At 63.3% G+C, this 11030-nt stretch carries 8 protein-coding genes and 1 pseudogene; 6 read left to right on the forward strand and 3 right to left on the reverse strand.

Features of this window, described 5'->3' with window-relative positions; translation table 11 throughout:
* The first annotated feature begins 59 nt into the window (after positions 1–59).
* Positions 60–1445: a CitMHS family transporter gene (locus RE4_RS18860; protein ID WP_003944372.1), complete on the forward strand. Its 1386-nt coding sequence runs from the start codon at positions 60–62 to the stop codon at positions 1443–1445.
* 6 nt (positions 1446–1451) lie between these two features.
* Here RE4_RS18860 and RE4_RS18865 read toward each other — a convergent pair whose 3' ends face one another.
* Positions 1452–2639 (reverse strand): nitric oxide synthase oxygenase, encoded by a 1188-nt coding sequence (locus RE4_RS18865; protein WP_020906627.1) that lies wholly within the window; start codon positions 2637–2639, stop codon positions 1452–1454.
* Positions 2640–2874: 235 nt separating this feature from the next.
* Here RE4_RS18865 and RE4_RS18870 point away from each other — a divergent pair, with 235 nt between their 5' ends.
* Entirely contained in the window at positions 2875–4035 is a 1161-nt protein-coding gene (locus tag RE4_RS18870) for a globin domain-containing protein (protein ID WP_029254742.1), read from the forward strand.
* 3 nt (positions 4036–4038) lie between these two features.
* Here the strand turns inward: RE4_RS18870 and RE4_RS18875 are convergent, their stop codons facing one another.
* Together RE4_RS18875 and RE4_RS18880 are read right to left on the reverse strand one after the other, a co-directional pair.
* Positions 4039–4785: an FAD-binding oxidoreductase gene (locus RE4_RS18875; protein WP_030535968.1), complete on the reverse strand. Its 747-nt coding sequence runs from the start codon at positions 4783–4785 to the stop codon at positions 4039–4041.
* A 16-nt stretch (positions 4786–4801) separates the two neighbouring features.
* Positions 4802–5998, reverse strand: a complete 1197-nt coding sequence (locus RE4_RS18880) for an FAD-binding oxidoreductase (RefSeq protein WP_046379818.1) — start codon at positions 5996–5998, stop codon at positions 4802–4804.
* Between the two features lie 182 nt (positions 5999–6180).
* Here RE4_RS18880 and clpB point away from each other — a divergent pair, with 182 nt between their 5' ends.
* The 4 genes and pseudogenes from clpB to RE4_RS30760 all read left to right on the forward strand — a co-directional run.
* The gene (gene clpB / locus RE4_RS18885; RefSeq protein ID WP_020906630.1) at positions 6181–8733 is read left to right on the forward strand and encodes an ATP-dependent chaperone ClpB; all 2553 of its coding nucleotides are present in this window, start codon (positions 6181–6183) and stop codon (positions 8731–8733) included.
* Between the two features lie 158 nt (positions 8734–8891).
* Entirely contained in the window at positions 8892–9863 is a 972-nt protein-coding gene (locus tag RE4_RS18890) for a hypothetical protein (RefSeq protein ID WP_060939127.1), read from the forward strand.
* An 86-nt stretch (positions 9864–9949) separates the two neighbouring features.
* Positions 9950–10837: a TtfA family protein gene (locus RE4_RS18895; RefSeq protein WP_030535971.1), complete on the forward strand. Its 888-nt coding sequence runs from the start codon at positions 9950–9952 to the stop codon at positions 10835–10837.
* Between the two features lie 46 nt (positions 10838–10883).
* A pseudogene (locus tag RE4_RS30760) lies at positions 10884–11030 on the forward strand (SDR family NAD(P)-dependent oxidoreductase); the annotation flags it as partial.

The following is an 11030-nucleotide window of genomic DNA, read 5'->3' on the forward strand; positions in this document are numbered from 1 at the left end:
TCACCGGCTCGATTTGCCGTGCCGTTTTTCTCGGCAACTCAGCACAAAAGGAGTTCATCATGCTCGTCACACTCGGCTTCCTCATGGTTGCGGTGTTCATGTTCCTGATCCTCACCAAACGCGCGACCCCGGTGGTGGGACTGACCCTGGTGCCGGTGGCCTTCGGACTACTCGCCGGAGCGGGCCTCGGCATCGGCGACATGATCACCGACGGCATCAAGTCGCTCGCACCCACCGCGGCGCTGTTGTTCTTCGCGATCATCTTCTTCGGAATCATGATCGACGTCGGCCTCTTCGATCCGCTGGTCAAACTCATCTTGCGGATGGTGCGAGACGATCCGATGCGGCTCGTGGTCGGCACCGCGGTGCTCGCGATGGTGGTCTCGCTGGACGGAGACGGTTCGACGACCTTCATCATCGTGACCTCCGCGCTACTGCCGCTCTACCTCAAACTCGGTGTCAGTCCCGTCGTACTGACGGTGATCGCCGGCTTGTCCAACGCGACGATGAACATCATTCCGTGGGGTGGCCCGACCGTGCGGGCGGCTAGCGCGCTGGGACTCTCGCCCTCCGACGTGTTCGTCCCGATGGTGCCGTCGTTGATCGTCGGCCTGATCATGGTGCTCGGATTCGCGATTCACCTCGGGATCATGGAGCGTCGCAGGATCGGGACTTTGGTCCTGACTTCTGAGCGCATCCTCGAAAAGGTCGGAAACGGTGGAAGTTCCAGCACCGGTAGCGCCGGCACCGGCGGCTCGAACGACTCCGAAGACGACGGCGGCGACACCGGACGATTCATCGACGGCCTCGACCCCAAGCGGGACACCTTGCGACCGAAGCTGCTCTGGTTCAACGCCGCGCTGACGACGATCCTTCTCGTCGTGCTCGTGATGGACATCCTGCCCATCCCGGTGCTGTTCATGATTGCGTCGTCGATCGCTCTCGCGGTCAACTTCCCGGCGGTCAAGGATCAGGGCGAAGCAATCGCACGCCATTCGTCGAGCATCGTCTCCGTTGTCGCGATGGTGCTGGCAGCAGCGGTGCTGACCGGCGTTTTCCAGGGAACCGGCATGGTCGAGGCGATGGCAGAGTGGCTGCTCCAGGTCATTCCCGACGCGATGGGCCCGCATCTGGCCGTCATCACGGGCGTCCTGAGCATTCCGCTCACGTTTTTCATGACCAACGACGCGTTCTACTTCGGTGTGCTGCCGGTGCTGTCCGAGACGGCAGCCCAGTACGGCATCGAGCCGGTGGAGATGGCGCGCGCTTCGATCACCGGGCAGGCCGTGCACATGCAGAGTCCGCTGGTCCCGGCGATCCTGCTGCTGGTCACGCTCGCCGGTGTGTCCCTGGCGGATCACCACAAGAAGGTCCTGTGGCGAGCAGGCCTGATCTCGATCACGATGCTCGTGGTCGGTGTCGGATTGGGGCAGATCCCCTTCTGAGTGCGATCAGTTGTGGAAGGGGCACCGGCCTTGGTCGGTGCCCTTCTTCTTTTTAGTCACGAAGTTGGGCCGGATGTCGAGATCGGGCTCGTCGTACAGGCGGTGGAACGTCGGCGTGAGCGAGCTGGACATGGGCGGGTTCACCCATGACCAGTCGGTCGGGCACTTGCGCCCGGCCTTGTCCTCACGCGCGATGTGATCGATGAATTGCTTTGCGACAGTGTGATGGTCGACCATGATGACGCCGGCCTTGCGGTAGCTGTGGATAACTGCGCGGTTCAGTTCGACCAGTGCACGGTCCTTCCAGAGCGTGCGGTCGTGGCTCATGTCGAGCTCCATCATCGCCCCGATGGTCGGCAACATGTTGTAGCGATCGGTGTCGCTGAAGTTGCGTGCACCGACCTCGGTGCTGACGTACCAACCGCTGAACGGTGTGCAGGGATAAACGATTCCGCCGATGTCGAGGTTCATGTCCGAGACCGCAGGAACGGCATGCCATTTAAGCCCCAGATCAGCGAACCAGCTGTATTCGGGATGCTCGATCTCGACCTCGAGAACGAGGTCGGTCGGGACGTCGAAGTACTGCAGGGGTTCGTCGGGAACCGAAATCAGCACGGGGAGAACGTCGAACGCCGTACCGGCGCCCTTCCATCCCATCGCGGTGACCTGAGCGGTGAGATCGACGTGCCACGGGTCGCCCAGGATGGTGCCGTCCGGTTGCCGGTAGCCGGCGTAGCGGATCAGTTGCGGGCTGAGGATGCGGTACTCCTGGCCGTCCTCGCGGGGAAGCGGCCCGACCGTCACGACGGACTGCAGAGCGCCGCCGTTGGTCGACAGTCGCAGGTGCTCCCAGCACGCTTCTGCGAGAGCGGAAGCCGTGACGGCATCGCGCGCGTCGATGAGTTTGAGGGTCCGCCAATGCGCGCGACCGACGCACCTGGCGTGGTTTCGCCAGGCGAGTTTGGCGCCGACGAGCAATTCCTCCGCTGTGTGCGTGTAGGTACCGGTCCGGTGGAGCTCACGCAAGGCCTCGCGCCGCCGAGACGTCGGAAGGTGGCCCAGTTCCGGAGAGTCGAAAAATTCGACGCACTCGAGTTCCCGACGTTGAAGCTCGGTCAGCGTCGGGGTGGTGGAGGCGATCTGGGACGTAAGCCCGCTATCGGTGGGCAATTCGTCCTGTCGAACAAAATCCACGGCACGACTCCTGTTTGGCTGGTTGAGATTTCGCTGAACGTTAGCTCGGCGATTGAGAGTGTCGAAGCTCTTGTTTATCTTGCACGCAAGAATAAGAAAGGGACGGTCACACCGCGAAATGGGGTCGCATTGTGACACTTGTCCAGAATGATTTACGAGTCAGACATTTGTGACATAAGCTGCAGACGAAATTCCGCGGCGGGTCTTGCCGCGTCTAGTCGGGACGAGGATGAGCGTGGATTCGCAAGCAATCTCTCTGGTCCGGTCGAGCTTCAAATCCGTCGCTGCGGTAGAAGATGGTCCGGAACGGCTCGCCCGTACCTTCTATTCGATCCTGTTCGCTCGATCGCCCGAAACGCGGGAGTTCTTTCCGGCGGCGATGGATGTGCAGCGGGACCGGCTTGTCGGCGCTATCGCTCACGTCGTCGAACGCCTCGACGAGTCCGACGCGATACTCGAGTACCTCGCGCAGCTCGGCCGCGATCACCGCAAGTACGGCGTCACCGACGAGCATTACACGGCAGTCGGCAATGCCCTGATCGAAGCGCTCGAGACTTTCGGTGGCGCCGAAATGTGGACCGACGAGGTCGACAGCGCATGGCGCAACGCGCTCGCGATCATCTCGGCAGCGATGATGGACGCCGCCAACGCGGAGGACGGCCCGCCCGCCTGGAGTGCCACCGTCATCGAATGCCGCCCGGTCATCAAGGGCGTCGCCGTCGTCAGGCTGCAACTCGACCAGACTATGCAATACCGCGCCGGTCAGTACGTCAGCGTGCAGGTCGCCGCGAGGCCGCGGATGTGGCGCTACCTCTCACCGGCCACGCCGTACGACGGGACTGGAGTCCTCGAGTTCCACGTTCGTCAGGTCACCGGCGGGTGGGTCAGCCCGGTCATGGTGAACCAAACCGCTGTCGGTGACACCTGGGTGGTCGGTTCGCCCATCGGCGCCCTGGGGATTCCGGAGAACTCCAAGGACCTTTTGATGATCGCGTCGGGAACAGGTGTCGCGCCTCTTCGCGCTCAGATCCTCGAACTGATCCGACGCGGCAACACTCGCAAGGTCCAACTGTTCTACTCCGGACAGCATCCGTGCGATCTCTACGACCTTCCTCATCTGTGGAAGCTGGCCGAGAAGCACCCGTGGCTCACGATCATCCCGGTCTCGGAAGAAGACGAGAATCCGTGGTGGCACACCGAACCGGAACCGCTGCCGCCGATCGGCATGGCAAGGCGCATCGTCGGCAAGGTCGGTAAGGTCGTGACCTCGTTCGGGGACTGGGCGGGCTACGACATCCAGGTCGTCGGCAGTGAATCCATGGTCAACAGCACCAAATTCAGGCTTCGCGCGGTGGGCATCGACGTCGACACCGTTCGCAATGATCCGACGTACTGACCGTCAGTACGGATCGAACTGAATGACCTCGGCCGGCGTTCCGGCCTCGATCAATCGATCACGCGTCGATCGAACCATGGCCGCTGATCCGCACACCAAGACCTGATGTTCGGTGAATGCACCGTACGACGCGACGACGTCGGCGAGCGTGCCTTCGATGAGATGATCGTCGCCGAATCCGATGTCGACGTTCAAACGGTCGAACCACCCGTCGGGCGGGCCGCCGTCGGAGAGATCTTCGACGACGGGAATGGGCTGCAACCACGGAAACTGATCGGCGAGCAGCCACAACATGTCCGCTGCGTAAAGATCGCGAAGCGTTCGGCCACCGAAGAAGAGGTACACCTGCGGCGGGTTCGGGGTCTGAGCCAGATCGAGAATGATCGACCGGAGTGGGGCCAAGCCGGTTCCGCCCGCGACCATGATGACGGTGGGGCCGTTCTCGTCGACGGACAGGTTGCCGCGCGGGTCGAGGATCTGCCAGACGTCACCAGGCTGGGTGTTCTTGACTATCGAACCGCTGACCCAACCGCCGGGAACCGTCTTGACGTGAAACTCCAACTTCCCGTCGTGTGAGGGAGGCAGTGCGGGGGAGAGTCGACGGAGCAACCGCGAATTCTGCGGGACGCTGACGTCGACGTACTGGCCGGGTCGGAACGGGACGACGTCGCCGACAAGACGAACAACCGCCAGATCCTCACGGAGACGGTGATGTTCGACGACTGTGCTCGACCAGGTTCGCTGGGCCATGAAAGTTCTCCTGTAGTCAGTAGAGCGGGTCGTGCCGGATCTGGTCGAGCGGAGTTCCGCCGGCACGCAAGGCGTAGACGGTGGTCTTGATCATCGACGGTGACCCCGAGATCTGCACCTGACGGTCGGCCCACGAGCCGAACTGCGAGACCACTTTTCCGATCGGTCCGATCAGTCGGCTGTGCATTCCGAAGGGTGGCTCCAGCACCGGTCCGTTGTGCCACCAAGGGTTTTCGGGTTCTTCGGAAACCGGTACGACGGTCAACCACGGATTACTGAGCGAGATGTGCCAGAGCGTTTCGAGGTCGTAGAGGTCGCACGGATACCGGCCGCCGACGAACAGGTGCACGCGCGGATTGTGCGCACGTTGGGACATTTCCATCACCTGTGCCCGCAGTGGGGCGATGCCGGTGCCGGATCCGATCATGAGAACGTCACGGTCGCTGGTGAAGTCGACCTCGAGACCGCCGAGGGGAGTGGACATGACCCAGCGGTCACCGACGTTGGTCTCGCTGACGATCGCGGGGCTGACCCATCCTCCCGACACCTTGCGGATGTGGAACTCGAGCTGACCGAAAGGGTTGGTCGGAATCGCCGGTGAGTAGTACCGCCACATTTTCGGGCGCTGGGGAATCTGAACGCCGACGTACTGTCCCGCCCCGTACGGAATGGGTGGGTCGGCTTCGAGGCGCACTATCGCCAGATCGTCGAGGACTCGTTCGTGGCTGACCACGGTTGCGCCCCAGAGTGCCGGGGTCGTATCGGACTCGGCGCCGTCGGCCATCGTGCTCACGACGAGGTCGGTGAACTGAGACCAGGCGTCCTCCAGTTCCGGCGTCCACTTGTAGCGACTGTGCGCGCTGGTTCCGTACATCGACCGAACTGCGCGCTCGAGTGCAACACCGGCAGCCTCGTAGTGCTCACGCTCGACGCCGTAGCGGCGATGATCGCGGCCGAGTTGGGTGAGGAACTTCCGGATCCGACGATGCTGGGGAAGGTTCTTGACGACGAACTCGATCGCTCTGAAGAAACGGTGCCCCTGCGATTCCATCCCGGCCGGGAACAATGAGCGGTACAGAGGATGTTCCGCGAAGAGGCCGGTGTAGAACACTGCCGAGAAGTGCGCACGGCTCTCTTCGTCGTCGGTCAGAGAATCGAGGCTGGATTGCAGACGGGCGATCACTGTCGGATCCAATCCATCCCCCTTTCGCACCAGCTGCAACTCTCGCCACAATTCTAGTACGGCTCAAAATGTGACCTACGAAACCAACTCGGCCTGGCGAAAACAAACTTGAGCGGAATAGACTCAAGTTTGTCCGCGTTGAGCATATTGACACAGTCGCAATACCAACCGGTCGCGGCTCTTCCCGTTCGACTTCGCCAGAAAGGTGACAAGTGGACTCGTTCACACCAACAACCAAGACCCAGGCTGCGATGACGGCTGCACTGCAGTCGGCGTCGTCGGCGGGTAATCCCGATATCCGGCCTGCCCATCTGCTGGTCGCATTGCTCGACCAGACCGACGGCATCGCTGCCCCACTACTCAAAGCTGTAGGCGTCGACCCCACGGTCGTACACCGTGAAGCACAGGCAATCGTCGATCGCCTGCCCAAGACAACCGGCGCAAGCTCCACCCCGCAACTCGGGCGTGAGGCACTCGCGGCACTCACTGCTGCTCAGCACCTCGCCACCGAGATGGACGACGAGTACGTCTCCACCGAGCACGTCCTCTACGGACTGGCCGGCGGCGACTCCGACGTCGCGCAGTTGCTCGTACGTCATGGCGCTACCCAGGACGCATTGCGTGAAGCCTTCACCACCGTCCGCGGCAGCGCTCGCGTCACCAGTCCGGAGCCCGAAGGCACCTACCAAGCGCTGGAAAAGTACTCCACCGACCTCACCGAAGCTGCACGTAGCGGCAAGCTCGACCCGGTGATCGGTCGCGACACCGAGATTCGCCGTGTCGTGCAGGTGCTCTCGCGTCGTACCAAGAACAACCCGGTACTCATCGGTGAGCCCGGCGTCGGCAAGACCGCGATCGTGGAGGGCCTTGCCCAACGCATCGTCGCGGGTGACGTCCCGGAATCGCTTCGAGGCAAGACCGTCGTGTCCCTGGACCTCGGGTCCATGGTCGCCGGTGCCAAGTTCCGCGGTGAATTCGAGGAACGCCTCAAGGCAGTTCTCGACGACATCAAGAACAGTGCCGGACAGGTCATCACCTTCATCGACGAGTTGCACACCATCGTCGGCGCCGGAGCCACCGGTGAATCCGCGATGGACGCAGGCAACATGATCAAGCCGATGCTCGCCCGCGGTGAACTGCGGCTGGTCGGTGCCACCACGCTCGAGGAGTACCGCAAGTACATCGAGAAGGATGCAGCACTCGAGCGTCGTTTCCAGCAGGTGCTCGTCGGTGAGCCCTCGGTCGAGGACACCATCGGCATCCTGCGCGGTCTCAAGGAGCGCTACGAGGTTCACCACGGCGTACGCATCACCGACTCCGCGTTGGTGGCTGCTGCCGCGCTGTCGGACCGGTACATCACCTCGCGGTTCCTGCCGGACAAGGCCATCGACCTCGTGGACGAAGCCGCATCGCGACTTCGTATGGAGATCGACTCGCGACCCGTCGAGATCGACGAGGTGGAACGCACTGTTCGCCGACTCGAAATCGAAGAAGTGGCACTCGAGAAGGAGACAGACGACGCGTCCAAGGCTCGGCTCGAGAAGCTGCGTCAGGAACTCGCAGACGATCGCGAAAAGCTCAATCAGCTCAGCACCCGCTGGCAGAACGAAAAGCAGGCCATCGACTCGGTGCGCGTGCTGAAGGAACAGCTCGAAACCCTGCGAGGAGAGTCCGAACGCGCTGAGCGTGACGGCGATCTGGGCAAGGCAGCCGAGTTGCGCTACGGCCGCATCCCGGCGCTGGAGAAGGAACTGGAAGAGGCAGCAGTCGCTTCCGGAGCCGCCTCCGACGGTGACGTGATGCTCAAGGAAGAGGTCGGGCCGGACGACGTCGCAGACGTGGTCGCAGCCTGGACCGGCATTCCGGCCGGCCGGATGATGGAAGGCGAGACCGAGAAACTGCTCCGCATGGAGTCCGAACTCGGCAAGCGCGTCGTCGGCCAGACCGACGCCGTCGTCGCCGTCTCGGATGCGGTTCGCCGCGCCCGAGCAGGTGTCGCCGACCCCAATCGGCCCACCGGTTCCTTCCTGTTCCTCGGCCCGACCGGCGTCGGTAAGACGGAGCTCGCCAAAGCCTTGGCGGACTTCCTCTTCGACGACGAGCGCGCGATGATCCGTATCGACATGAGCGAATACGGTGAGAAGCACTCGGTGGCCCGACTCGTCGGTGCCCCTCCGGGCTACGTCGGCTACGAAGCCGGCGGCCAGCTCACCGAAGCAGTTCGGCGACGCCCGTACTCGGTGGTCCTCTTCGACGAGGTCGAGAAGGCACACCCCGACGTGTTCGACGTCCTGCTTGCAGTGCTCGACGAAGGCCGTCTCACCGACGGTCAAGGCCGCACGGTGGACTTCCGCAACACCATCCTGATCCTGACCTCCAACCTGGGATCCGGTGGCACGCGGGAGCAGGTCATGGACGCGGTACGCCACGCGTTCAAGCCCGAGTTCATCAACCGTCTCGACGACGTGGTCGTCTTCGACTCGCTCTCCGAAGAGCAGTTGGAGCACATCGTGGACATCCAGCTCGAGCAGCTGCAGAAGCGTCTGGCTGCGCGTCGTCTCACCCTCGAGGTGAACGGTGCTGCCCGGATGTGGCTCGCGGTGCGCGGCTACGACCCGCTGTACGGCGCTCGGCCTCTGCGTCGACTCGTTCAGCAGTCGATCGGCGACCAGCTCGCCAAGCTGCTCCTGGCCGGCAAGGTCCAGGACGGCGACACCGTGCACGTCGGTGTCAGTGAGGACGCGGATCAGTTGGTTCTGTCCTGATTCGGTAAGTGGAATGCCCCGCCGATCCAAGTGGATCGGCGGGGCATTCGCATTTTGTTCTACCCTGGATGGCTGGATGCTCGAACTGGGGATGTCTGCACCCGCGCCTCTCCGAACGACTTCGACGCTCTTTCGTCCCAACCGAAGGTGAGCCAGGCATGACCGATCAGAACGATCCGCGTAACTCGGGTGGGCCGCGCCGTGAGGATCCCGAGGCCACCGAGGTGTGGGGGCGTACGCCCGACCAGCCGACAGAGCAGTACGGGACGGTGTCCGGCCAGAATCCGAACCAGCCGACGGAGTACTTCGGTCAGCAGCCGGGGGCGGGGCAGTATCCGGGGGCACAGCAGTATCCCTACGGTGGCCCGGATCAGAACACGGAGTACTTGGGGCAGCAGGGGCAGCAGCCGAATCCCACGCAGGCCTTCCCCGCCTACAACCCGCAGTTCGATCCGCAGGCCCCGCCGCCGGGTGCGACGCAGGCATATCCGCCGTACACGGCCCAGCAGTACGGGAACCCGGATCAGTACGGGAATACACAGCAGTACGGAAATACACAGCAGTATCCGGTTGCCGGTGGTGGCGGGGGAGTTCCGCCGGAACAGCCGTTCATCGAAGACGGGTCGTCGGGCGGCGGCAAGAAGCGCAAGCTCGCGACGTGGGTGGCTGCCGGCGTGGTCGGGATCCTGGTCGCCGTGATCGCGATCGTCGCGTTCTCGGCGTTCGGTTCGAACGACAAGGGAACCCAGACCGCTTTCGTTCCGCCGACCACTACGACGCAGGCGCCGACCACCACACCGCCGAAGGCGAGCACCACGGCACCGACTCCGACGACGGATTCCCCGCTCAGCCAGCTCCCGGGCGGGCTCGGCGAAGTCATCGGCGACGCCGGGGGAGCCGTCGGCACCGTCAAGTCGAACGACGGCGGCACGTTGGTCATCGATTCGATCGGTGGATCGCAGGTGACGGTTCTGACCACAGCCGACACCACCCTCATCGCGCTCAACCGCGCCACGATCGCCGATCTGCAACCAGGAGACAACATCGTCGTCGACGGAACTCCGGTGGAGAACGGCACGATGACCGCCAACACGATTCTGAGTACGTCGTTGCCGAAGTTCGGCAACTGAGTCGTTCACGACACATCAGGCGAGTCCACCAGGGTGTCGCGGGAGGTTGAGGCCGCGAGTCGCTACCCTGGAGGGTGATGACTGGAATGTGGTTCGGACTGGCAGCAATTGCACTCGCAGGCGCGGGTGCGCTCCTGTACGTCGACAGGACGAGGCGAGATCAATCCGGGCGAGTGCGTCAGATCTGGGCCAAGGCACAGGGATACACGTACACGGCCACTGACGATCAGCTGGCGGGCGAATGGCATCGCGCGGTCATGGCGAAGCAGGACTACCTGACTGCCACCGACGTCGTCCGAGGCCGTCGTCGCGGAGAGCAGTTCGTGCTGTTCGACCTGGAAGAGACCGCAACCATCGTCGCCGTTCGCCGCGAGATCGGGTCGGACGTCGACATCGATCTTCGGTTGAAATCGACGGCTCCGCCCAAGGACGGCGACCTGAACCTGCTGGGTGCGATCGGTTCACGAGTCGTCTTCGCGACCGATCTCGAGATCGCACGTCGTGTCTGTGATCAGCGCATGGTGGCGTTCACCGAATCGGTTCCGCCGTCGATCAGCATGCTGTGGAGCGAAGGCCAGTGGACTCTCGGCTCGCTCCCCGTAACCAGCAACGGTCGGGATTGGGACGCTGCAATCGAGTCGGTTGCGCGCCTGTCCGGCATTCTGCATGTCCTGCCTCCCGTCACCGATCCCAACGAACTCGAGGTCGATCACGATCCGAGCCGCCCGCGGCCGGGCGCCGAGAAGTCTCGCCCAACTCCGGATCCGGTAGAACAGCCCCGTTCGCGTCAAGAGCAGCCGCCCCGTGAAGCTCCGCCGCGTGAATTTGCCCCGCGTGAGTCCGCACCGCGTGAGCCTGCACCGCGGGAATCTGCGCCACGTCAGGACCAATCGCTGCGCAAGCCCGAGGCGGCTGACAAGCCGGCTCAGCGTCCGGCGTCCCAGCGCTCGGGCACAATTCGCCCGGTCGACTGACCTTTAAGGTTCCCGTCCCGCCGCGATAACCACTAGCGTGGCCGGTATGTCGACTTCCCACTCGGATCGCCCTGTGCGTCCCGTTGCCCTGGTGACCGGACCTACCTCTGGTCTCGGCGCCGGTTTTGCCAAGAAATACGCCTCCCTCGGATACGACCTGGTTCTCGTCGCACGTGACGAGGTCAGATTGCAC

Source organism: Rhodococcus erythropolis NBRC 15567 (genome assembly GCF_001552595.1).
Classification (GTDB): domain Bacteria; phylum Actinomycetota; class Actinomycetes; order Mycobacteriales; family Mycobacteriaceae; genus Rhodococcus_F; species Rhodococcus_F erythropolis.

Excerpts from the sequence above, each read along its gene's own strand:
- RE4_RS18860 (WP_003944372.1), top strand. The coding sequence starts at position 60 with ATGCTCGTCACACTCGGCTTCCTCATGGTTGCGGTGTTCATGTTCCTG.
- RE4_RS18875 (WP_030535968.1), bottom strand. The coding sequence starts at position 4,785 with ATGGCCCAGCGAACCTGGTCGAGCACAGTCGTCGAACATCACCGTCTC.
- RE4_RS18890 (WP_060939127.1), top strand. The coding sequence starts at position 8,892 with ATGACCGATCAGAACGATCCGCGTAACTCGGGTGGGCCGCGCCGTGAG.
- RE4_RS18895 (WP_030535971.1), top strand. The coding sequence starts at position 9,950 with ATGTGGTTCGGACTGGCAGCAATTGCACTCGCAGGCGCGGGTGCGCTC.